This window comes from Deltaproteobacteria bacterium (genome assembly GCA_020848745.1).
In the GTDB taxonomy this organism is placed as follows: domain Bacteria; phylum Desulfobacterota; class Binatia; order UTPRO1; family UTPRO1; genus UTPRO1.
In genome coordinates this window covers 18,090-39,067 of sequence record JADLHM010000009.1, presented here as the reverse complement: position 1 = coordinate 39,067, position 20,978 = coordinate 18,090, and the positions used below count along the sequence as shown (strand labels likewise).

Genomic DNA, 20,978 nt, shown 5'->3' with positions numbered 1-20,978 from the left:
CGCCGACGTCGGCCGCAGCTACGAAGCCGTGATCCGCGTCAACAGCCAGTCCGGGAAGGGCGGGGTCGCGTATCTCCTGGAGCGCGACTACGGGCTCGCGCTGCCGCGGGCGCTGCAGGTCGAGTTCAGCGCGATCATCCAGCGCCTGACGGAAGAGAGCGGCACCGAGCTCGCGCCCGAGGCGATCTTCCGCGCCTTCGAAGCCGAGTACCTGGACGACGCCGCAGACGCCGTCGCCGAGCACGGCCTGGCGGCTCGGCCCTCGGGGGACTGCGGCATCGAGGCGGTGGTCACCGTCGACGGGGTGCGACGCCGGATCGCGGCCCACGGCAACGGGCCGATCGACGCGTTCACCCGCGCGCTCCGCGACGCGACCGGCGCCGACGTCCGCGTGGTCGACTACCACGAGCACGCCCTCGGTGCCGGCGCCGCGGCCACCGCGGTCGCGTACGTCGAAGTCGCCGTCGGGAACACCGCGACGGCGTTCGGCGTCGGACGCGACCCCAACCTCATCACGGCCTCGCTGCGCGCGGTGCTCGCCGCCTACCGACGGAGCCGCCGCGCTGGCCGCATCGTCGCGGCGTCGAGCGCGCGCCTCACCAAGCTCGCCGGCGCGGCCACCGCGACGGACGACGCCGCGCGGGAGGCCGTATGATCGCCCCGCAGACCTGGAGCCCGGAGCGATACGAGAAGCACGCGCGCTTCGTGAGCGACCTCGGCATGCCGGTCGTCGACCTGCTGGCGCCACGGCCGGGCGAGCGCATCCTCGACCTCGGGTGCGGCGACGGCGTACTTACCGAGAAGCTCGCCGCCCTGGGCTGCGACGTCGTCGGCGTCGACGCGAGCCCCGCGCAGGTCGCGGGCGCCCGCGCGCGCGGCCTCGCGTGCGAGGTCGCGGACGGCGAGCGCCTGCGCTTCGCGGGCGAGTTCGACGCGGTCTTCTCCAACGCGGCGCTGCACTGGATGCGTCGGCCGGATGCCGTGATCGCCGGCGTGCGCCGCGCCCTCAAGCCGGGCGGGCGCTTCGTCGCGGAGATGGGCGGACACGGGTGCGTCGCGATGATCCGGTCGGCGCTCGCGCGGGCGCTCGCCGCGCGGGGACTCGACGCGGCCGCCTACGATCCCTGGTTCTTCCCGACCGCCGACGACTACGCGGCACGGCTCGCCCGTCACGGCTTCCGCGTCGAGTCGATCGCCCTCTTCCCGCGCCCGACCCCGCTGCCGGGCGACGTCGTCGGGTGGCTCGAGACCTTCGCCGAGAGCTTCCTCGTCGCGGTGCCCGCGGCCGACCGGCCCGCGTTCCTCGCCGCAGTACGGGACGCGCTGCGCCCGACGCTCGCCGACGCCGCCGGCGCGTGGACCGCCGACTACGTGCGCTTGCGTTTCGCCGCCCGGCGCGACGAAGTGACGCCATGAAGACGAGTGAACGCTTGGCCGAGGATCTCCGTATCGCGCTCGCGGCGGAGCACGTCGAGGTGCAGGACCAGAGCGCCCGCCACCGCGGGCACGCGGGGGCGCTCGAAGGCGGCCACTACGACGCGATCGTCGTGAGCCCGCGCTTCGCGGGGCTCGGGACCGTGGAGCGCCATCGCGCCGTGTACGCGGCCCTCGGCGACCTCCGCGAGCGCCGCGTGCACGCGCTCTCCCTCCAGACCTTCACCCCGGAGGAATGGCGGCGGCGGAGCTGCTGAGCGGAGGTTCGCGTCGCAAGGCTCGCGCTCGTGGGCGAGAGCGCGGGGTGCTGCATGTGCTCACAGACCCGGATCCGACGACTGCCGGTTACTGCCGCGAGCGGACCCTGAAGACCGGCGACGAAGTCCTGCTGCCGAACGGCATCCGACTCTCGGCAGCCGACCTGCTGCCGCCCTGACCCCGCTCAGGCGGCGCCGACCTCGCGCTTCACCTCGTCGACGACCTTCTCGACGATCCCGCGGTACTCGACGAGCTTCGCCGCGTCCGTCGCCTCGAAGCGCATGACCAGGATCGGTTGGGTGTTCGAGGCCCGGATCAGACCCCAACCGTCGGCGAACTTCACGCGCACGCCGTCGATGTCGATCAAGTCGTAGCCGGCGGCGCGGAAGCGATCCTTGGCGCGCGCGGCGATGTCGAACTTGAGCGCGTCCGGGCAGTCGACGCGGATCTCCGGCGTGCTGACGGCGGGCGGCAGGTCGGCGAGCAGCTCGGCGAGCGGCTTCCCCGCCTTCGCGACCACCTCCAGCATGCGGCACGCGGCGTAGATCGCGTCGTCGTAGCCGTAGTACCGGTCGGCGAAGAAGATGTGCCCGCTCATCTCGCCGCCGAGGGCGGCCTTGGTCTCGCGCATCTTGGCCTTCAGGAGCGAGTGGCCGGCCTTCCACATGATGCCCTTGCCGCCGTGCTTCGCGATGTCGTCGTAGAGGCGCTGCGAGCACTTCACCTCGGAGACGATCGCCGCGCCCGGGCGCGCGGCCAGGATGTCGCGCGCGAAGAGCACCAGCATCTCGTCGCCCCAGAGGATGCGGCCGTGCTGGTCGACGAGGCCGACCCGGTCGGCGTCGCCGTCGAAGGCGATCCCGAGGTCGGCGCCGTCCTTCTTCACGGTGTCGATCAGGATCTCCATGTTCTCTTCGACCGTCGGATCCGGATGGTGGTTCGGGAAGCGGCCGTCGGGCTCGGAGAAGAGGTCGCGCACGTCGCAGCCGATCGCCGACACGATGCGCGGCGCGACCGGGCCGGCGGCGCCGTTGCCCGAGTCGACGACCACCTTGAGCCGGCGCGGCAACGTCCCGAACTGCGCGATCAGCTCCTCCTGGTACGGCGGGATGATCGCGTAGCGCTCTTCTCCGCCGCGCGGCGCGTCGCGGAAGGTTCCCGACTCGATGATACGGCGGAGCTCCTGGATCGCCTCGCCGTAGATCGACACCTTGCCGACGCAGATCTTGAAGCCGTTGTGATCGGAGGGGTTGTGGCTGCCGGTCACCTGGATGCCGCCGTCGACGTCGCAGTGGTGGAGCGAGTAGTAGACGAGCGGTGTCGGCGTCATCCCGAGGTCGACGACGTCGATCCCGCCCGCGCGGAGCCCGTCCTTCAGCGCGTCGGCGTACTCGTTCGACGTGAGCCGCGCGTCGCGGCCGACGCTCACCCGGCGCACGCCCTGGTCGGCGACGTACGTCGCGTAGGCGCGGCCGAGTAGGCGCGCGAACGCTGCATCGTAGTCGACGTCGGCGATGCCGCGGATGTCGTACTCGCGGAAGATGGCGGAATTATGGCTCGGCTTCACCGTTCGCGGTCTCCTTCGTCACAGCCGCGGCGCGCCCGCGCGGCTCATGGCGTGCGCGAGCGCGATCGCCGCGAGCATGCTGCCGGCGTCGGCCGTGCCGGCGCCCGCGATGTCGTAGGCGGTGCCGTGGTCGGGCGAGGTGCGGATGACCGGCAACCCGAGGGTGACGTTCACCCCGTCGTGGAAGTGGAGGAGCTTCAGAGGGATCAAGCCCTGGTCGTGGTACATCGCGATCACCGCGTCGAATCTCTTGCCGTCCACCGCCTGGAAGAACAGCGAGTCGGCCGGGTACGGACCGCTCGCGTCGATACCGCTCCGCCGCGCCTGCGCGATCGCCGGCGCGATGATGCGATCCTCCTCGTTTCCGAAGAGCCCGCCCTCCCCGGCGTGGGGGTTCAGGCCCGCGACCGCGAGGCGCGGCCGCGCGAGGCGATGATACCGGCGCAGGTGGGCGGCGCCTATCGTGATCGTGCGCGCGACGGCGTCGATCGAGAGCGCGCGGGGCACGCGTCCGAGCGCCACGTGCATGGTCACCAAAATGACACGGAGTCGGCGCCCGGCGAGCATCATGCGGACGGCGGCCGCGCCCGTGAGCTCCTTCAGGAGCTCGGTGTGGCCGCTGATCGGCAATCCCGCCCGGTTCACCCACTCCTTGTTGATGGGCGCCGTCACGATCCCGGCGATCGCCCCCGACCCCGCCAGGCGCGCCGCCGCCTCGATGCAGCGATACGCGGCGCGGCCGCCCGCGACGGATGGCTTGCCGGGGCGTCGCGCCGCCGCGCCGAGCGCGGCGATCGGCACGACCGGCACGACGCGCCGGCCCGCGCGCAGGCGCGGCGGCAGCGCGCCGGCGACGAGGGCCTCCTCCGCGAGGGGCGTCACCGCGACCCGCGCGCGCAGGCGGCGCGCCGTCTCGCGGAGCAGCTCGACGTCGCCGAGCACCACGGCCGGCACGCGACCGAGCCGGGGCTCGGCGAGCGCCTTCACGGTCACCTCGGGACCGATGCCGGCCGGATCACCGAGCGTGATCCCGAGGGGTCGCGTCAAAGAAACGTCTCGACGTGATGACGCGACCGGAGGTCCTGGTTCAGCCAGCGGTCGTACCGCGACTCCATCGCCTCCTTGTAGAGCTTCTCCTTGATCTCATCGCCGACCTCGGAGAGCGGGCGATGCATCTCGCCGGACGCCTTCTCGATCTTGAGGATGTGGAAGCCATCGGGTGTGACGATGAGCGGGCTCACCTCACCCGGCGCGAGCTTCTTCGCCGCCTTGGCGAACTCCGGCTGCATCTCGTCGGGCACGACCTCGCCGATGTCGCCGCCCTCCTCCGCCGCCGGCCCCTGCGAATACTCCTTGGCGAGCTTCGCGAAATTGCCGCCGTCCGCCGCGCGCTTCTGCACCTCCTCGGCCTTGGCGCGGATCGCCGCCTTGTCCTCGTCGCTCGCGTCGCGCGGAACCGTGAAGGAGATCAGCCGCGCGGTCACGTTCTGCGACGCGCCGTACTCGTCGAGGTGCGCCTTGTAGTAGCGCTCGACCTCCTCGGGCGATACGTTCACCTTGGTGCGGATCTCGCGATTGATGAGGTTCGCGCGCTCGATGTCGGAGCGCACCTGCGCGCGGTACTGGTCCCAGGTCATGCCCTGCTGCTTGAGCGCCTCGAGCAGCTGCTCCTCGGTCAGGTTGTTCCGGGCCCGGATGGACTCGATGTAGTTGTCGATCTGCTGGTCGCTCGCCTTGAGGCCGAGGATCTCGACCTGCTTCTGGATGATCTTGTCGAGGATCAGCTCGTCGAGGATCACCTTCTGGTCGGTGACCTGATCGCCGCCCGGCCGCTTCTTGACGACCTCCGCGTAGCGCTCGAGCTCGACCTGGGTGATGGGCTCGCCGTCGATCGTAGCGACGATGCGGTTGAGCGTCTCGGCGCGCGCCCCGGCCGCCGTGACGGCGGCGAGCGCGAGCGCGACGACGCCCGCGAACGATGTGGACCTCATGAGCATCGGCGGACCTTAGCGGAGGTCGGGCAGGGGGAAAAGCGCGGCCCCCTCGCGCCCGCAGCGGTCAGCCCGCCGCGTCCGCCGCGAGGGCGGCCATGAGCCGGGGCTGCACCTCGGCGAGAAGCCGCTCCATGCCCGAGCGCGGCCGCACCATGACGGTCAGATCGCGCACCATGCCGGCCTCGTCGAAGCGGACGAGGTCGATGCCCTCGACGTCGCGGCCCTTCACGCGCGTCCGGAAGACGAGCACCTTCGTCTTCCCGTCGGCGGCATCGAGCTCGTCGGTATACCGGAAATCCTCGAACACCTCGAAGATGATGCCGAGGAGGCGCCGAGCGGCGGCCTTGCCTTCGAACGGCTGGAAGGTGATCGGGCTGTGGAGAACGGCGTCCTCGCGGAAAAGCGCGATCAGGTCCTCGAGGCTGTGGCGCTCGATGGCGCGGCGGAAAGCGGAACGGTCAACGGTCATGGGGATCTCCTTTCGTGACCGGAATCGGACGCGCCGAAGATAGCCGCCGACGCCGCCTTGCCTCAACGACCCGCCGTGCCATAACCCGTCCACGATCGAGCCTCGAAGGAGATCCCATGGAATACGGCGTCCAGCTCGCGAACCTCGACTTCTCCCAACTCCGCGACCGCGCGCAAGCGGCGGAGGGGCAGGGCTATACCGTGGTCACGGTGCCCGACCACATCGTGATGGAGGGGCCCGAGAAGAGCTTCGACCCGAAGAACCTTTCCTACGACCCGATGATCATGATCGCCGTCATCGCCGAGGCGACGAAGAAGGCGCGGGTCGGCCACCTCGTGCTCTGCAACCTCTTCCGCCACCCCGCCATCACGGCGCAGAGCCTCGCCTCGCTCGACCAGTTGAGCGGAGGGCGCATCGTCGCGGGGCTCGGCACCGGCTGGACCGAGCGCGAGTTCAGGATGACGGGCATGCCGTATCCGGACATCACGACCCGCATCCGCATGCTCGACGAGGCGCTCACCTGCATGCGCTCGCTCTGGTCGAAGGAGGAAACGGACTTCGCCGGGGAGTTCTACCGGCTCGACGGCTGCATCCTGTTCCCGAAGACCGTGCAGCAGCCGACGCCGCCGATCCTCCTCGGGGGCGGCGGCAGGGGCCTGCTGCGGGTCGCCGCCAAGCACGCCGACGTCGTGAACATCATCGCCGACGCCGGGAAGCCCGGGTACATCAAGCTCGAGAACGTCGCCAAGCTCACCGACGACGCCTTCACCTCCAAGGTGAAGTTCCTGCGCGACGAGGCCGCGCGCCACGGCCGCGACGGCAAGAAGATCCGCATCAGCAACATGATCTTCACGACGATCCTCACCGACTCGCCCGCCGCGACGCGCGCCACGGTCGAGGGGATGGCGCCAATGTTCAACTTGACGCCCGAAGGCATGATGCGCTCGCCGATGGCGCTGGTCGGCACCCCGGAGGAGTGCGTCGCCGAGCTCAAACGCCGCGTCCGCGACTGGGACGTGTCGCAGGTGCTCTTCGGCGGCAGCATCGATTCGCGCACCCAGCAGCGGCTCGCCGAGGAAGTCCTGAAGCACGTCTGAACGCGGGCGCCATGAACACGGCCCTCGTCGAACGCCGTCCGCTGGTCTTGATCCTGCCGCTCTCGGCGACGATCACGGGCTTTCTCGTCTGGCTGATCTACCTGAAGACGACGCGCGCACCGGCGCCGCCATGGATCGACCTGCTGCCCGCGGCGAACGCCTTCTTCAACAGCTGCAGCGCCCTCGCGCTCTTCACCGGCTGGCGGAGCATCAGGCGCGGACGGCGCGCGGCTCACAAGCGCGCCATGCTCGCGGCGGTCGCGTTCTCGACGCTCTTCCTCGCGAGCTACGTCGTCTACCACGCATTCCACGGCGACACGCGCTTTCCCGGCCAGGGCTGGATCCGTCCGGTCTACTTCTTCGTGCTCGTGAGCCACATCGGACTCTCGGTCGTCGCGCTCCCGATGATCCTCTCGACGCTCTTCTGGGCGGCGACCGGGCGCTTCGACCGCCATCGCGGCGTCGCGCGCCTCACCTTTCCCGTCTGGTTGTACGTCTCGGTGACGGGCGTCGTCGTCTTCGCGCTGTTGCGCGCCTACGTGGGAGGAGGCCCGCCATGACCTACGAACAGATCACGTACGAAACCCGCGGCGCGGTGGCGCTCGTCACCCTGGCGCGACCCGAGAAGCTGAACGCCTGGACCCCCCGCATGGGCGCGGAGCAGGCCGACGCGATCGCGCGCGCCAACGCCGACCCGGCGATCGGCGCGATCGTCATGACGGGCGCCGGACGCGGCTTTTGCGCCGGCGCCGACATGGAAGCGACGTTCAAGACCCGCATCGAGGGCACCGACCCCGGCGGCGACACGGCCGAAGGCCAGGGCGGCATGCCCGCCGGACTCGACTGGGTCGCGATGGCGCGCGCCGCCAAGCCCCTCGTCGCCGCCGTGAACGGCGCCGCCGTCGGGATCGGCATGACCATGATCCTACCCTTCGACGTGATCGTCGCCTCCGACCAGGCGAAGCTCGGCATGCTCTTCATCAAGGTCGGGCTCGTGCCGGAGCTCGCGAGCACGCATTTCCTCGTGCAGCGCATGGGGTTCGGACGCGCGAGCGAGATGTGCCTCTCGGGCCGCATCTACTCCGCGGTCGAAGCGCACCAGGCGGGGCTGGTCGACGTGCTCACGAGCGCGGACGATCTCCTGCCGAAGGCCTGCGCGATCGCCGAGGGCTTCGCCGCCAACCCCGATCCGCAGCTCCGCATGATCAAGCGGCTCCTCACCGAGAACGGCAGCGCGACCGACCTGTCCTCCGTGCAGGAGCGCGAGAGCGTGCTGCTGCGCGAGTGCTGGAAGAGCCCCGAGCACAAGGAGGCGGTCACGGCGTTCCTCGAGAAGCGGCCGCCGCGCTTCCGCCGTGTCCTCGAAGAGGGCCTCGGCCCCGGCAAGGGCTGAGGACGGCGCGATGAGCGGCGCATGGACGCGGTCGACCGCGACCGGCGGCGCCGCGCCGATGACTGTCACCGCCCCGTAGCGTCCCCGTCGTCGTCGCTCGCCGCACGGCGCACGACCGAGAGCACGCGGTGGCGCGATTTCCAGATCGCTTCGACGACGGCCTCCGGCACGTCGCCCGCGATGCGCATCACGCCGAGGCGCCGCCGATCGCCCGTCCGCGCGTCGCGGTGGTGGAACGAGAAGAGGCTCGCGATGCGGGCGTCGCGACCGCCGCACACCTGCAGCATCGTGCCGACGACGTCCTCGGCCTCGTCGAGCTCGAAGGTGATGCGGACGCTCGGCTCGGTCGGGTCGCTCATCTCGACGAGCGCGCGGAAGAGATCGGACTCGGTGATGATGCCGGCGAGGCGCGCGCCCTGCACGACCGGCACCGCGCCGATCTTATAGGTGCGCAGCAGCCGCGCCGCGTCTTCCATCGCGGCGCCGGACGCCACGGTGCGGACCGCCCGCGCCATGATGCTCGACACCGGCTCCGGCACGGACCGATCGGTCACCACCGCGGACGCCGGGTTCAAGTCGGCGGGAAACGCGCGCGCGACGTCGCCTGCGGAGACCACCCCGACGACCCTATGCTCCGCGTCCACCACCACCAGCCGGCGGATCCTGTGCCGTGCCATCAGCCGCGCCGCCGCGGAGATCGCCATGGTCGGAGCGATCGTCACGGGATCGCGCGTCATCCACATGTCGACGGTCATCGCTGGCCTCCAGACCGTTTTGACACCCGCCGGGCGCGGCGAACAGATGGAAATTCGCCCGCCGCCCGGGTGTTCCGACGACCGACCGGGGTCCGCTCCGCTAGCCCCCGCGCTTTCGTTCGTCGTGAACCTTCACTGCCGGCAGATCGAGCCTCGACTGGACCGAATGCGGGGGCTAGCGCAGCCGAGCGCAAAGGTCCTGGAGCTCCGCCACGAGCCCGTCTGCGTCCCTGGCGAGCGGGCGATAGCCGACGCGCGCGTCGGGGAAGACCTTCACCCGGTCCTTCATCTTCTTCTGCAGCGCCAGGATGTAGTCGATGTGGACGGGGGTCTCGGGATGGAACTCGAGGACGATCTGCTCGCCGCGGACGCGCGCCGCGGTGATCAGCAGGTCCTTGAAGCAGCGCCGCAGCTCCATCACCCGGATCAGGCTGTCGACCAGCGGCGGCAGCTCGCCGAAACGGTCGACCATCTCGTCGACGAGCGCGGCGAGCTCGTCGGCCGTCTTGAAGCCGGCGAGGCGCTTGTAGAGGACGAGCCGCTGGTTCACGTCCTGCACGTACGAATCGGGAATGTACGCCGGGAAGCCGAGCTGGATCTCCGGCTCGACGTCCTTCGTGATGGTCTCGCCCTGCACTTCGCGGACGGCCTCCTCCATCATCTGGGTATAGAGCTCGAAGCCGACGGCGGTGATGTTGCCGCTCTGCTGCTTCCCGAGCATGTTGCCGGCACCGCGGATCTCGAGGTCGTGCGCCGCCAACCTGAACCCGCCGCCCAGCTCGTCGAGCTCCTGCAGCGCCTCGAGGCGCTTGTGGGCGTCGGTGCCGATCATGTGCTCGCCGGGTATCAAGAGATAGGCGTAGGCGCGGACGTTCGAGCGTCCGACCCGCCCGCGTAGCTGGTACAGCTGCGCCAAGCCGAGAGTATCCGCCCGATTGATGAGGATCGTGTTGGCGCGTGGGATGTCGAGGCCGGACTCGATGATGGTCGAGCACACCAGCACGTTGGCGCGCTGGTGGATGAAGTCGTCCATCACCTGCTCGAGCTGGCGCTCGCCCATCTGGCCGTGGCCGACGATGACGGTCGCCTCCGGCACGAGCTCCTTCACGTGCGCCGCCTGGCGCTCGATCGAGTCCACCCGGTTGTGGACGAAGAATACCTGGCCGCCGCGCCGGAGCTCGCGGAGGATCGCCTCGCGGATCACGTGGTCGTCGGCCTTGGTGACGTAGGTGCGGATCGCGAGGCGGTCGACGGGCGGGCTCTCGATGACCGAGAGGTCGCGGATGCCGGTGAGCGCCATCTGCAGCGTGCGCGGGATCGGCGTCGCGGTGAGCGTCAGCACGTCGACGGTCGCCCGAAGGGCCTTGATGCGCTCCTTGTCCTTCACACCGAAGCGGTGCTCCTCGTCGATGACGAGGAGCCCGAGCCGCGCCACCGACACGTCCTTCTGCAAGAGGCGGTGGGTGCCGACCACCACGTCGACGGTGCCGTCGGCGAGCCCCTTGATGATCGCCTTGTTGTCGGTGTTGGAGCGGAAGCGCGAGAGCATCTCGACCTTCACCGGGTAGCCGTCGAAGCGCTTGCACATCGTGTCGTAGTGCTGCTGCGCGAGCACGGTCGTCGGCACGAGCACGGCGACCTGCCTGCCCGCCATGACAACCGCGAAGGCGGCGCGCATCGCGACCTCGGTCTTGCCGAAGCCGACGTCGCCGCACACCAGCCGGTCCATCGGCTTGTCGCTCCCGAGGTCGGCGAGCACGTCGCCGATCGCCTTCTGCTGGTCGGGCGTCTCGTCGAACGGGAAGCGCGCCTCGAACTCCTGGAAGAGCGGGTCGCCGCTCTCGAAACTCTGCCCGGCGAGCACCTGGCGCTTGGCGCCGATCTCGACGAGCTCGCGCGCCATCGAGAGGAGCGCTTCCTTCGTCTTCGCCTTGACGCGCTCCCACGCGGTGCCGCCGAGCTTGTCGAGCGCCGGCTCCGCGCCGTCGCCGCCGCCGATGTACTTGCCGACGAGGTTGATGCGGTCGACCGGCACGTACATGCGGTCGCCGCCCTGGTACTCGAGGTGGAGGAAGTCGCCCTCGATGTCGGCGACGCTCATGTGCTTGAGGCCCCGGTAGAGTCCGATGCCGTGGTCGACATGCACGACGAAGTCGCCCGCCTTGAGCTCGGCGAGGCTCGAGAGCACGTCGGCCGCGCTCACCTTGCGGATGCGGCGCTGCTGGCGGCGCTCGCCGAAGATCTCCTCCTCGCCGACGAAGACCCAGGGCTCCGTCGGCAGTCGGAACCCCTGCGTGAGCGAGCCTTCGAGCATGAGGGGCGGACCGCCGCGCTCCGCGAGGAGCTTCGGGAGCGGCTCGCCGGTCGACGCGACGTCGACGCCGTTGGCGGCCAGGAGCCCGTGGAGGCGCGTGCGCTGCCCCGCTCCGTGCACGACCACGAAGACGCGCCGGCCTTCGGCGCTCCACTCGCGGATGCGGTCGGCGACAGGGCGCATGCTGGGGGCGGCCGAGCGCTGGCCTTCCGCGTCCCGGCTTCCCGCCGCGGCCTGCGCGCGCGCCGCGGCGAGGTCGGCGAGCGTGTAGCAGGATACGCGCAGATGTCCGGCCGTGCCGGCGAGCCCGACCAACGGATCGAGCTCGACCGTCGGCAGCGGCCGCAGCGCCTCGCGCACCGCGTGCGCCGACATCGCGAAGCGCTCGGCGAGAGCGAAGAACCGCCGCGCCGACTCGGCCTCGCGCGCGCGCTCCTGCACGAGCTCCCACGCCGCGTCCCACGCGCTCTCGACGCCGGCCGGGTCGTCGATCCAGAGGCGCACGTCGGCGGGCAGGTAGTCGAAGAGCGTCGCCAGCCCCTCCGGGTAGACGTAGGACGCGACAAACTCGACGCCGGGGAAGAAGAGCCCGTTCTCGAGCGCGTCGCTCATGGCGTTGCGGTCGAGGCGCGGCATCTCGATCTCGATGGCGCGGTTCTCGACGGCGCGGCGCGCCTCGGGAGCGCGGAGATCGGCGAGCGACGCCTCGCGCACCGGCACGAGCACGACCTCCTCGCGCTGCCCCGACGAGCGCTGGGTGTCGGGGTCGAACGTGCGGAGGCTCTCGATGCGGTCGCCGTCGAGCTCGAGGCGGAACGGCTCGGCGTCGAGCGGAGTGAACACGTCGACGAGGCCGCCGCGGACGCTGAACTCGCCGATGTCCTCGACGACCGGCACCCGCAGATAGCCCCAGTCGATCAGGTGCTGCGTCAGCTCGGCGACGTCGACCTCGTCGCCTTCGACCAGGTAGCGCATCGCCTGCTTCACGACCGCGCGCGGCAGCAGGCGCTGCATCACCGCCTCGGGCGTCGTCACGACGATCGGATCGCGGCCGTGGATCAGGTGGAAGAGCGTCCGCATGCGGTCGTGCACGACCGCCGCCGGCGGCGACACCGGCTCGAACGCCGGCACGTCCCACGCCGGGAAGGCGTGCACCCGCCGCTCGAGCCCGCCGACCGCGTGATCCTCGCCGAGGAAGAGCGCGAGGTCGCTCGCGAGCGCCTCCGCCTCGGCGGCGCCCGCCGCCAGCACGACGTACGGGGACGGCGCGGCGCGATGGGCCTCCGCGATCAGGAACGCGCGCGCACCGCCGCGGAGCCCTTCGACGCGCAGCCGTTCGCCCGCGCGCGTCGTCGAGGCGCGCCGGACGGCGTCGCGGAGCGATGATCCTTCTTCGTGGGGGAGCGGCTGCATACACGAACGCCCACGCGGGCCGCGCGACCCGTAGGGTGAGCGGCGACGCTACCAACGGCCCGATGGTCCCGCAACGCGGCCGAGGCATCCAGCGGCCGTTCGGCGTCAGCGCGTCGCGCGGGCGAGCGCCGCCTCGAGAAGGCCGAGCCGGTCGTTGCCGAAGTACATGTCGTCGCCCACGAACATCGTCGGCGAGCCGAAGCCGCCACGCTGCACGCACTCGTCAGTATTGGCGCGGATGCGGTCCTTGTACGCCGGCGTCGCGATCGCAGCGAAGAAGGCGTCGGCATCGAGACCGACCGCGGTGACGATCGGGCGCAGCACCGCCTCCTGGCTGATGTCACGGTCCTCCCCGAAGTAGGCCTGGAAGACACGCGCGCTGTAGGGACCGATGCGATCATGTTCCAGCGCCACCAGCGCGCCGCGGAGCGCCTTCACCGAGTTCACCGGAAACACCGTCGGCGGGAACGTGAGGTCGAGATCGTAGAGACGCGCCCAGTCGAGCAGGTCCTTCGCCATGTAGCGCGCCTTCGCCGGCACCGGGTGCGCGCGCTGCTCGTACACCGACGGATTCACGGTATTGAAGATGCCGCCGACGAGCATCGGCCGCCACACCAGCTCCGCGCCGGCACGGCGGCAGAGCGCCTCGATCCGCGTGAACGCGAGATACGTCCACGGACTCGAGTAGTCGTAGAAGAACTCGACGCGCGCCATGGCGCGGACCATCGGCAATCAGGGCCGGCGGGTCAAGCCGGGTGGGACCATCGTGCGATTCACCGTCCGCGTACGGTCAGGTGTCCCATAGCACGGGGACAGGGTAGCGCGCCACGATGGGGTCGTGTGTCGCCAGGATCAGGTCGTTCTCGAGCGCCTGGGCGACCAAGAGCCGATCGAACGGGTCGCGATGGATGCTCGGCAGGGACAGGACGCGAACCGTGTCGGAGACGGCGATCGGCAGCTCTTCGAATTGCGCCCCGCGCGCGGCCTGGACGATCGCGGGCAGCTCCGCGTCGATCTTGCCGAGCGCCGCTTTGATGGCGATCTCCCAGGTCGACACCGCGCTCAGGTGCACGTCGGTCTCGGGATCGACGAGAAGCTTCGCCAGCCGTGTCGGCAATCGGCGCGGCGCACTCAGCGCCCAGATCAGCGCATGGGTATCGAGCAGGAGGCCGACGCTCACGAGCCGCGGCCTTCGAAGAGAGCCTGGATCTCGTCGGGGAGGGGAGCATCGAAGTCCTTGGCGACGCGAATCTTTCCCCGGAGGGTGCCGAGCTTTCGCGGCTTTCGCATGGGCCTGGCTGCGACCAAGCGGGCCACGGGACGTCCATGCCGAGTGATCACCACTTCGTCGCCACGGGATGCCCGCTCGACGAGACGGGACAGCTGGGTCTTCGCCTCGTAAAGACTGACCGTAGCAGGCTTCGGCATATGGTCTATTTAGACCAGATTTTTGGTTCATCGCAACTGCTTCCTTCGAGCGCGTCTCTTGTGGACTTCGCCCGACCTTCCGTGACAGAACCGCCGGCATGGCGTGGTGGATGTGGATGGTCCTCGGCCTCGCCCTCGCGATCGCCGAAGCGCAGATCCCGACGAACTTCTTCCTGCTCGCGTTCGGCGTCGGCGGGCTCGTCGTCGGGGCGCTCACCGGCTTCGGCTTGATCGCGGCGCCGTGGCTCGAGTGGCTCGCGTTCTCGCTCGTGTCGGTGGCGGCGCTCGTTCTGTTCCAGCGCACGCTCAGCCGAGCCGGCGGCGGCGGGCCGGCTCCCGCGGTCGACGATCTGCGGCGCGAGACCGCGACCGTCATCGAGGACGTGCCGGCGAACGGCGTCGGACGGGCAGAGCTCCGCGGCACGACGTGGAGCGCCCGCGGCGTCGACGGCGCGGCGATCGCACGCGGGACGCGTTGCCGCGTCCATCGCATCGACGGGCTCACGCTCTGGCTTCAGCCGGAATAGAGGAGGACGAACATGTCGGGTGCATTGTTGGTGGTGTTGCTGTTGGCGGCGGCCGTCTTCTACGTGATCTCGCGCGTCGCGATCGTCGTGCCGCAGCAGTCGGCGTACGTGGTCGAACGGCTCGGGCAGTACAACAGCACGCTCGGCGCCGGCTTCCACATCCTGATCCCGTTCATCTACGTCATCCGCTACCGCCACAACCTGAAGGAGGACGCGATCGACATTCCGGAGCAAGAGTGCATCACGCGCGACAACGTGATGGTCGGGGTCGACGGCGTGCTCTACATGAAGATCGTCGACGCCGAGCGCGCGTCGTACGGCATCGCCAACCTGCCGTTCGCGCTGATCCAGCTCGCGCAGACCACGCTCCGGAGCGAGATCGGCAAGCTCGACCTCGACCGCACCTTCGAGGAGCGCACCCACATCAACCAGGCCGTCGTCACCGAGATCGACAAAGCGTCCGAGGCGTGGGGCGTGAAGGTCCTGCGCTACGAGATCAAGAACATCAAGCCGCCGCAGGGCGTGCTCGAAGCGATGGAGAAGCAGATGCGCGCCGAGCGCGAAAAGCGCGCCTCGATCCTGAAGTCCGAGGGCGAACGCGACGCCCTCATCAACACCGCCGAAGGTCACAAGCAGCAGGAGATCAAGCAGTCCGAGGCGAAGAAGCAGCAGCAGATCAACGAGGCCGAAGGCGAGGCCGACGCGATCCGCTCCGTCGCGCAGGCGACCGCCGACGGCATCCGCCAGGTGGCGGCCGCGATCCAAGTGCCGGGTGGTTTCGAGGCGGTGCAGCTGCGCGTCGCCGAACAGTACGTGCACGAGTTCGGCAAGCTCGCGAAGGAGGGCAACACGCTCGTCGTGCCGTCGACGTTGAGCGACGTGTCCTCGATGCTGGCACTCGCGATGAACGTCGTGAAGCGGCAGGGAGGAACGCCGCCGCCGATCGAGCAGCGGTGAGCGGGACCGCCGGCCACGACGCGACGGAGCGAGTCGCCGCGCGGGTCGCCGAGATCGTAGGCCCCTAGCCGCGCGGCGGCGGGTCGTCCGGCGGTGCGGCGAGGCGAACGGCGGCCGCGACGGCGTCGGCCGCGAACCCGCGGCCGGGCACCTGCACGAGCGCGCCGTCGATGAGCGTCGCCACGAGCCGCGCCACGCCGAGGAGCTCGGGGCGCCGGGCGTCCGGGCGGATCTCGCGCAATACCGGCAACAGGCTCTCGTAGAACGCGAGGTAGATCTCGCGATGGAGCGCCCGGAAGCGCGGCTGGTGCAGCGCCAGGAGCGACATGGCGGCGTAGACGCGGCCACCCGAGCGCGCCCACACGTCGATCAGGTGGCGCGTGATGGCCGCGAGACGCCCCGTGGCCGCGCCGCGCCCGGCGGCGATCGCCGCCACCTCCGCCTGGTTGCGCGCGAACTCGGCGCGCACGACCGCCTCGAGGAGATCGTCGCGCGTGGCGTAGTAGTACTGGAGATTCCCGAGCACGAGCCCGACCCGGGCGGCGATCTCGCGCAGCACGAAACGATCGAGGCCCTCGTCGACGAGCACGGCGCGCGCGGCGCCGAGGATCTCGGCGCGGCGCGCCTCTCCTTTCCGCGGGGGCACCCGTGGCGGCACGGCCGCATTCCTAGGCCGTTGACTAGACTTGGTCAACGACCTATTCGACCGGCATGAAGCTCACCGACCTGACGTTCCAAGCCATGGGCCCGCAACCCGCCTTCGCGCCGGGCGACCTCGAGCGTTTCGTCGCGGCGCCGCGCATCGCCGTCCTGTCGTACGTAAAGCGCGACGGGACGCCGGCGCAGGCCCCGATCTGGTACCAGTACCGCGACGGCCGCTTCTTCATGGTGACCGCGACCACGTCGCCGAAGGCCAAAGCCCTCGGCCGCGCGAAGCGCGCCTGCCTGACCATCCAGGACGAGATCCCTCCCTATCGGGCCGTCATCATCGACGGCGAGGTGACGCTCGCGGACGCGCCGCTCGAAGGCGGCGTCGGCTCCTGGCTCGCGACGCACTACTTCGGCCGTCTCGGAGGCCGCGAGTACGAGCGCATGACGGCCGAGGAGAATCGCAAGACGGGGCTCTCGCTGATCACGTTCGAGCCCGTCCGCGTGCGAGGCTTCGACAACCACCGCCTGATCGGGAGCGCGCTCCGCTGGTACATGCGGCTCCGCGACGCCCTGCCGATCCCGCGCAGCTGGCTCTGACCGCGATACCCCGCTTGCGCCGCGGCGGCGGTCCGCGGCGCCGTCGCTCGCGGGCGCGGAGCCGGCGTGGTAGTCGCGCCGGCGAGGAGGCGACGCCATGGCCAAGGTGCATTTCGGAGTCACGCTGCCGCAGATCAAGCGCCCCTGGGCGGACACGGCGGCCGCCGCGCGCGCGCTCGACGAGCTCGGATTCGACTCCGTGTGGTTCAACGATCACCTCTACGGCGTGCCGATGCCGAACCTGCCGATCCTCGAGGCATGGACCGCGCTCGCCGCGGTCGGCGCGCTGACCTCGCGGGTCGAGCTCGGCACGCTCGTGACCCCCGTCGGATTCCGCAACCCGGCGCTCCTCGCGAAGATGGCGGCGACGCTCGACGTCGTGACGAACGGCCGGGCGATCGTCGGCCTCGGGAGCGGCTGGTTCCAGTCCGAGTTCGAAGGCTACGGCATGCCGTTCCCTCCGCTCCGCGACCGCCTCGAGCAGCTCGACGAGACGGCGACGATCCTGAAGCTCCTCTGGACCGAGGCGCAACCGTCGTTCGCCGGCAAGCACTACCGGCTCGACGCGACGTACTGCGAGCCGAAGCCGGTGCGCCGGCCGCCGATCCTGATCGGCGGCGGCGGCGAGAAGGTCCTGCTCAGGCTCGCCGCCCGCCACGCCGACGTCTGGAACAACCTCGCCGTCCACCAGAACGACCTCGGCGCCAAGGTCGCGAAGCTCCGCGAGCACTGCGCCGCGGTCGGTCGCGATCCGGCGGCGATCCGCGTTTCGCAGCAGTGCCTCGTCGTGATCGGCGACGACGAGGCCGACGCGCGCGCCAAGAGCGCAAAGGCCGCGGCGATCTACGGCGGCCACATGGGCGCCGGCGGGCCGCTCGCCATCGCGGGTACGGCCGAGCAATGCATCGAGAGGATCGAGGCGCACGTGGCGCTCGGCTGCACCATGATGGTCATGGAGTTCTTCGGACGCGACGTCCGCGAGCCGGCGCGCCTCTTCGCCGAGCGCGTCCTGCCCCGCTTCCGCTGAGCGGTCGCGGGCGGCCGCATCTCAGTCGCCGCGTCCGCGGTAGAACGGCGTCGTGCGGTACCACCGGCCCATGATCGCGAGCGAGAGGCGCGGGCTCAGCCGGTGGAGCGCCCACAAGAAGCGCAGCTCGGGCGTGAAGGGTATGATGGCGCGGTTGCGCGCGACGCCACGGAGCACGGCGGCCGCGAGCCGATCCGGCGAATGGAGGCGGAGGGGCAAGGCGGCGAGCACCCGTTCGCGCGTCGGTCCGACGAGCTTCGCCGTCTGCACCATCGGCGTCTCGATGACGCCGGGACAGACGACGCTCACGCGCACGCCGTGCGGACGCGCCTCGGCGCGGAGCGTGAGCGAAAGGCCGACGACCGCGTGCTTCGTCGCGGCATACGCGATCGTCGCCGGCGACGGGATGAGCCCGGCCGCCGACGCGGTGTTCACGATGTGGCCCGAGCCCTGGCGCAGCATGAGCGGGTACGCGGCGACGATACCGTGCACGACGCCGCGCAGATTGACGTCGATCTGCCGGTTCCAGTCGTCGAGCGAGGTGTCGCGCGCGTCGGCGAACACGGCGATGCCGGCGTTGTTGAAGAGGAGGTCGAGACGCCCTTCGCGTGCGGCCGTGCCCTCGATCGCGCGTCGCAGCGCGACCGAGTCCGTGACGTTCACGATCTCGGAACGGGCGCGCTCGCCGAGCTCGCGGGCAACGGCCTCGGCGCGCTCGCCGTCCGTGTCGGCGACGACGACGCGCGCCCCCGCTCGCACGAGCGCACTCGCGAGCGAGCGTCCGATGCCGGAGGCACCGCCGGTGACGATCGCGACCTGATCGGCGAACCCCCGACTCATGCGTCATCTCCAGGCGCCGCGTCGACGAACGGGATCACCAGCACGGGGTCGGCCGTTCCCTCGGCGAGGACCCGGATCGCGGCATCGCGGGTCGGGAGCGCGCCCCGGGCCTGCAGCACGAGACGATACTGCCGCCCCGGCACGACCGTGCGGAGCTCGCCCGCGACGCCGGACGGATACTCGACGCGCGCGATGGCGAGCGGTGCCGCCCCGGTGGCGACGAGCGTCACGCTCGGCATTCCCGGCGCGCCGGTCGGGCGCGGCACGCGGACCTCGGCCGGAAACGCCATCACGCGTTCGTAGGCGATCGCGGTGAGCGGCAAGCGTCCCGCCGACCCGAGGTCGACCGTCGTGCGGACGACCCCGGCGGCGCGCGGCGTGAAGCGCAGGCGCGCGAGACGCGTCCCGTCGCCGGCGGGCGGCTGCGGCTCGACCGCGACCTCGCCCCCGGAGCGCGGCGCCACGTCGCCCGCCGCGAGCGGCACGGAAACGTCGCGCACGAGCGTCGCGCCGACGGCGACGTACCCGAGATACACGGGCGGAAGACCCGCGGGCGCGCGGCCGAGCTCCACGCGCAGCAGCGTCTCGGGGCTCCGGGGATCGCTCGTGCGCAGACGCAGCTCGCGCGCGTCGTCGCCGGCGATCCGCGGCCCGCGGCATTCGACATCGAGGCGCGTCGTCGCACCCGGCGCGAGCTCTGGCGGAAGGCGCAACCGGCCGCCGCACCCGCAGGCGGGTAGGACGCGATCGAGAGCGAGAGGTCGACCGCCCTCGTTCCGGAGCTCGAAGGATACGCGCGCCACGTCGCCGACCGTCTCGGGCGGGAGCGGCGTCACCGCGAGACGCGCCGCTTCGCCCCCCGCGCACCCGATCGCGCCGGCCGCCACCGCCGCCGCGAGCGCGCGCACCGCCCCCGCCACCGGCGACGTCATCGGGCGTCGAGCCAAGTCGTGTGCACGGGGCCGCGCGCGAACGCGGGATCGGCAAGAATGCCGCGGTGGAGATCGAGGTCGGTCGGCACGCCGTCGATGACGAGCTCCGGGAGCGCCGCGCGCAGGCGCTCCAGCGCCTCGGCGCGCGTCGCGCCGTGCGCGAGCACCTTGGCGAGCACGTCGTCCGCGGCGACCACGTCGCCGACCTCGAGCGCCGACTCGACCCGGATGCCGAGGCCGCCCGGCGCATGGAACGCCCGCACCGTATGGCGGACGGCCGCGGCGCCCTCCGGCCATTCGGCGTGGACGCGGCACTCGATCGCGTGGCCGCGCACGGTCACGTCCTTGGCGCCGACCGAGAGCGGCTCGCCCGCGGCGATGCGGATGCCCTCGCGGACGAGATCGACGCCCGTCAGCACCTCGGGCACGGCGTGCTCGACCTGGAGGCGCGTGTTCATCTCGATGAAATGGAAGGTGCCGTCGCCCTCGACGAGGAACGCGACGCTGCCGACGTTGGTGTACCCGACGGCGGTCGCCGCGGCGATCGCCGCCTCGGCGAGCTTGCCGCGGAGGCCGCGGGGAAGGTCGATCGCCGGACCCTCGGCGACGAGCTTCCGCCGCTCGCGTTGTACCGAGCAGTCGCGCTCGCCGAGGAGCACGACGCGCCGGTCGCGATCGGCGACGAGCTGCATTTCGACGTGGCGTGCGTGCTCGAGGTAGCGCTCGACATAGACGAGGTTGTTGCCGAAGGCGCGCTCGCCCTCGCCGCGCGCGACCGCGAAGGCCGGCGCGAGCGCCTCGGGACCGCGGGCGACGCCGAGGCCGCGGCCGCCGCCGGCCGCCGTCTTCACGAGGAGCGGATAGCCGATCGCGTCCGCGACGGCGCGCGCGTCGGCGAGATCGGCGAGGGGTTCGGAGCTGCCCGGCAGCACGCGCACGCCGGCTTTCTCGACGATGCGCCGCGCCCGCGGCTTGTCCCCCATGAGTCGGAGATGCCGGACGCGCGGCCCGATGAAGACCAGGCCCGACCGTTCGCAGGCTTCGGCGAAGTCGCCGCTCCCGGCGAGGAGTCCGTACCCGGGATGCACGGCATCCGCGCCGCGCGAGAGCGCCGCGGAGAGGATCGCGGGCACGTTGAGATAGCTGTCCTCGAAGCGCTCCGGACCCACGCACACGCGCTCGTCGGCGAGCCGCGCGTGCAGCGCGTCGCGGTCGGCGGTCGAACAGACGGCGACCGTGTCGACGCCGAGCTCGCGGCATGCCCGCATCACCCGCAGCGCCACCTCGCCGCGATTCGCGATCAGGATCTTCCGGAACATGCCGCG

General features: G+C 71.1%; 23 protein-coding genes. 10 read left to right on the top strand and 13 right to left on the bottom strand.

All coding sequences use genetic code 11. The features are described from left to right. From IT293_00990 to IT293_00980, 3 genes are all read left to right on the top strand, one after another. Positions 1-655 (top strand): hypothetical protein (locus IT293_00990; GenBank protein MCC6763213.1); only part of this gene is annotated, 655 nt, incomplete at its 5' end. Next, entirely contained in the window at positions 652-1,416 is a 765-nt protein-coding gene (locus IT293_00985; protein MCC6763212.1) for a methyltransferase domain-containing protein, read from the top strand. The genes IT293_00990 and IT293_00985, both read left to right, overlap by 4 nt. Then, positions 1,413-1,691 (top strand): BolA family transcriptional regulator, encoded by a 279-nt coding sequence (locus tag IT293_00980; GenBank protein MCC6763211.1) that lies wholly within the window; start codon positions 1,413-1,415, stop codon positions 1,689-1,691. Before IT293_00985 ends, IT293_00980 begins: the two co-directional genes overlap by 4 nt. A gap of 185 nt (positions 1,692-1,876) precedes the next feature. On the opposite strand, the gene IT293_00975 is transcribed toward IT293_00980, so the two are convergent. The 4 genes from IT293_00975 to IT293_00960 all read right to left on the bottom strand — a co-directional run bounded on the left by IT293_00975 (position 1,877) and on the right by IT293_00960 (position 5,722). Continuing rightward, complete coding sequence (locus IT293_00975; GenBank protein MCC6763210.1) at positions 1,877-3,259, bottom strand: phosphomannomutase/phosphoglucomutase; 1,383 nt, start codon at positions 3,257-3,259, stop codon at positions 1,877-1,879. Between the two features lie 18 nt (positions 3,260-3,277). Continuing rightward, positions 3,278-4,306, bottom strand: coding sequence for a 4-hydroxythreonine-4-phosphate dehydrogenase PdxA (gene pdxA, locus IT293_00970; GenBank protein MCC6763209.1), 1,029 nt, complete (start codon positions 4,304-4,306; stop codon positions 3,278-3,280). Then, positions 4,303-5,256 carry a peptidylprolyl isomerase gene (locus IT293_00965; protein ID MCC6763208.1) on the bottom strand — a complete coding sequence of 318 codons (954 nt, stop codon included), beginning with the start codon at positions 5,254-5,256 and terminating at the stop codon, positions 4,303-4,305. Before IT293_00965 ends, pdxA begins: the two co-directional genes overlap by 4 nt. 61 nt (positions 5,257-5,317) lie before the next feature. Then, complete coding sequence (locus IT293_00960) at positions 5,318-5,722, bottom strand: nuclear transport factor 2 family protein (protein MCC6763207.1); 405 nt, start codon at positions 5,720-5,722, stop codon at positions 5,318-5,320. A gap of 116 nt (positions 5,723-5,838) precedes the next feature. Between IT293_00960 and IT293_00955 the strand changes: the two genes are divergently transcribed. The 3 genes from IT293_00955 to IT293_00945 are packed head-to-tail and all read left to right on the top strand — an operon-like array spanning position 5,839 to position 8,212. Then, positions 5,839-6,819: an LLM class flavin-dependent oxidoreductase gene (locus IT293_00955; GenBank protein ID MCC6763206.1), complete on the top strand. Its 981-nt coding sequence runs from the start codon at positions 5,839-5,841 to the stop codon at positions 6,817-6,819. 11 nt (positions 6,820-6,830) lie between these two features. After that, complete coding sequence (locus IT293_00950; protein ID MCC6763205.1) at positions 6,831-7,379, top strand: DUF420 domain-containing protein; 549 nt, start codon at positions 6,831-6,833, stop codon at positions 7,377-7,379. After that, the gene (locus tag IT293_00945; protein ID MCC6763204.1) at positions 7,376-8,212 is read left to right on the top strand and encodes an enoyl-CoA hydratase/isomerase family protein; all 837 of its coding nucleotides are present in this window, start codon (positions 7,376-7,378) and stop codon (positions 8,210-8,212) included. The genes IT293_00950 and IT293_00945 overlap by 4 nt, the downstream gene beginning before the upstream one ends. Positions 8,213-8,277: 65 nt before the next feature. Here IT293_00945 and IT293_00940 read toward each other — a convergent pair whose 3' ends face one another. From IT293_00940 to IT293_00920, 5 genes are all read right to left on the bottom strand, one after another. Continuing rightward, complete coding sequence (locus IT293_00940; protein MCC6763203.1) at positions 8,278-8,967, bottom strand: CBS domain-containing protein; 690 nt, start codon at positions 8,965-8,967, stop codon at positions 8,278-8,280. A 175-nt stretch (positions 8,968-9,142) separates the two neighbouring features. After that, positions 9,143-12,694, bottom strand: a complete 3,552-nt coding sequence (gene mfd / locus IT293_00935; GenBank protein MCC6763202.1) for a transcription-repair coupling factor — start codon at positions 12,692-12,694, stop codon at positions 9,143-9,145. 105 nt (positions 12,695-12,799) lie between these two features. Continuing rightward, a complete protein-coding gene (locus IT293_00930; protein ID MCC6763201.1) occupies positions 12,800-13,408 on the bottom strand; it encodes a 2-hydroxychromene-2-carboxylate isomerase in 609 nt (202 codons plus the stop codon). A gap of 76 nt (positions 13,409-13,484) precedes the next feature. After that, positions 13,485-13,874 (bottom strand): type II toxin-antitoxin system VapC family toxin, encoded by a 390-nt coding sequence (locus IT293_00925; GenBank protein MCC6763200.1) that lies wholly within the window; start codon positions 13,872-13,874, stop codon positions 13,485-13,487. Next, the gene (locus IT293_00920; GenBank protein ID MCC6763199.1) at positions 13,871-14,122 is read right to left on the bottom strand and encodes a type II toxin-antitoxin system Phd/YefM family antitoxin; all 252 of its coding nucleotides are present in this window, start codon (positions 14,120-14,122) and stop codon (positions 13,871-13,873) included. Before IT293_00920 ends, IT293_00925 begins: the two co-directional genes overlap by 4 nt. A 98-nt stretch (positions 14,123-14,220) precedes the next feature. On the opposite strand from IT293_00920, the gene IT293_00915 reads away from it, so the two are divergent. Both IT293_00915 and IT293_00910 read left to right on the top strand, forming a co-directional pair. After that, on the top strand, positions 14,221-14,649 hold the full coding sequence (locus tag IT293_00915) for an NfeD family protein (GenBank protein ID MCC6763198.1): 429 nt from the start codon (positions 14,221-14,223) through the stop codon (positions 14,647-14,649). Positions 14,650-14,661: 12 nt separating this feature from the next. Next, positions 14,662-15,606 carry a paraslipin gene (locus IT293_00910; protein MCC6763197.1) on the top strand — a complete coding sequence of 315 codons (945 nt, stop codon included), beginning with the start codon at positions 14,662-14,664 and terminating at the stop codon, positions 15,604-15,606. Between the two features lie 64 nt (positions 15,607-15,670). On the opposite strand, the gene IT293_00905 is transcribed toward IT293_00910, so the two are convergent. Then, entirely contained in the window at positions 15,671-16,264 is a 594-nt protein-coding gene (locus tag IT293_00905) for a TetR family transcriptional regulator C-terminal domain-containing protein (GenBank protein ID MCC6763196.1), read from the bottom strand. A gap of 53 nt (positions 16,265-16,317) precedes the next feature. Between IT293_00905 and IT293_00900 the strand changes: the two genes are divergently transcribed. Next, positions 16,318-16,854 carry a pyridoxamine 5'-phosphate oxidase family protein gene (locus tag IT293_00900; protein ID MCC6763195.1) on the top strand — a complete coding sequence of 179 codons (537 nt, stop codon included), beginning with the start codon at positions 16,318-16,320 and terminating at the stop codon, positions 16,852-16,854. Positions 16,855-16,951: 97 nt separating this feature from the next. Beyond that, complete coding sequence (locus IT293_00895; GenBank protein MCC6763194.1) at positions 16,952-17,881, top strand: TIGR03560 family F420-dependent LLM class oxidoreductase; 930 nt, start codon at positions 16,952-16,954, stop codon at positions 17,879-17,881. 21 nt (positions 17,882-17,902) lie between these two features. Here the strand turns inward: IT293_00895 and IT293_00890 are convergent, their stop codons facing one another. Genes IT293_00890 through IT293_00880 form a run of 3 tightly spaced genes read right to left on the bottom strand, consistent with a single transcriptional unit; the run spans position 17,903 to position 20,972 of the window. After that, on the bottom strand, positions 17,903-18,721 hold the full coding sequence (locus tag IT293_00890; protein ID MCC6763193.1) for an SDR family oxidoreductase: 819 nt from the start codon (positions 18,719-18,721) through the stop codon (positions 17,903-17,905). Next, a complete protein-coding gene (locus tag IT293_00885; GenBank protein MCC6763192.1) occupies positions 18,718-19,653 on the bottom strand; it encodes a hypothetical protein in 936 nt (311 codons plus the stop codon). Before IT293_00885 ends, IT293_00890 begins: the two co-directional genes overlap by 4 nt. Continuing rightward, positions 19,650-20,972, bottom strand: coding sequence for an acetyl-CoA carboxylase biotin carboxylase subunit (locus tag IT293_00880; protein MCC6763191.1), 1,323 nt, complete (start codon positions 20,970-20,972; stop codon positions 19,650-19,652). Before IT293_00880 ends, IT293_00885 begins: the two co-directional genes overlap by 4 nt. Positions 20,973-20,978: the final 6 nt, after the last annotated feature.

Bases quoted from the DNA above. Each gene is read 5' to 3' on its own strand.
- mfd (MCC6763202.1), bottom strand. From the start codon at position 12,694: ATGCAGCCGCTCCCCCACGAAGAAGGATCATCGCTCCGCGACGCCGTC.
- IT293_00940 (MCC6763203.1), bottom strand. From the start codon at position 8,967: ATGACCGTCGACATGTGGATGACGCGCGATCCCGTGACGATCGCTCCG.
- IT293_00955 (MCC6763206.1), top strand. From the start codon at position 5,839: ATGGAATACGGCGTCCAGCTCGCGAACCTCGACTTCTCCCAACTCCGC.
- IT293_00985 (MCC6763212.1), top strand. From the start codon at position 652: ATGATCGCCCCGCAGACCTGGAGCCCGGAGCGATACGAGAAGCACGCG.
- IT293_00980 (MCC6763211.1), top strand. From the start codon at position 1,413: ATGAAGACGAGTGAACGCTTGGCCGAGGATCTCCGTATCGCGCTCGCG.
- IT293_00885 (MCC6763192.1), bottom strand. From the start codon at position 19,653: ATGACGTCGCCGGTGGCGGGGGCGGTGCGCGCGCTCGCGGCGGCGGTG.
- IT293_00960 (MCC6763207.1), bottom strand. From the start codon at position 5,722: ATGACCGTTGACCGTTCCGCTTTCCGCCGCGCCATCGAGCGCCACAGC.
- IT293_00945 (MCC6763204.1), top strand. From the start codon at position 7,376: ATGACCTACGAACAGATCACGTACGAAACCCGCGGCGCGGTGGCGCTC.
- IT293_00915 (MCC6763198.1), top strand. From the start codon at position 14,221: ATGGCGTGGTGGATGTGGATGGTCCTCGGCCTCGCCCTCGCGATCGCC.
- IT293_00880 (MCC6763191.1), bottom strand. From the start codon at position 20,972: ATGTTCCGGAAGATCCTGATCGCGAATCGCGGCGAGGTGGCGCTGCGG.
- IT293_00895 (MCC6763194.1), top strand. From the start codon at position 16,952: ATGGCCAAGGTGCATTTCGGAGTCACGCTGCCGCAGATCAAGCGCCCC.
- IT293_00930 (MCC6763201.1), bottom strand. From the start codon at position 13,408: ATGGCGCGCGTCGAGTTCTTCTACGACTACTCGAGTCCGTGGACGTAT.
- IT293_00965 (MCC6763208.1), bottom strand. From the start codon at position 5,256: ATGCTCATGAGGTCCACATCGTTCGCGGGCGTCGTCGCGCTCGCGCTC.
- IT293_00950 (MCC6763205.1), top strand. From the start codon at position 6,831: ATGAACACGGCCCTCGTCGAACGCCGTCCGCTGGTCTTGATCCTGCCG.
- IT293_00910 (MCC6763197.1), top strand. From the start codon at position 14,662: ATGTCGGGTGCATTGTTGGTGGTGTTGCTGTTGGCGGCGGCCGTCTTC.
- IT293_00890 (MCC6763193.1), bottom strand. From the start codon at position 18,721: ATGAGTCGGGGGTTCGCCGATCAGGTCGCGATCGTCACCGGCGGTGCC.
- IT293_00900 (MCC6763195.1), top strand. From the start codon at position 16,318: ATGAAGCTCACCGACCTGACGTTCCAAGCCATGGGCCCGCAACCCGCC.
- IT293_00920 (MCC6763199.1), bottom strand. From the start codon at position 14,122: ATGCCGAAGCCTGCTACGGTCAGTCTTTACGAGGCGAAGACCCAGCTG.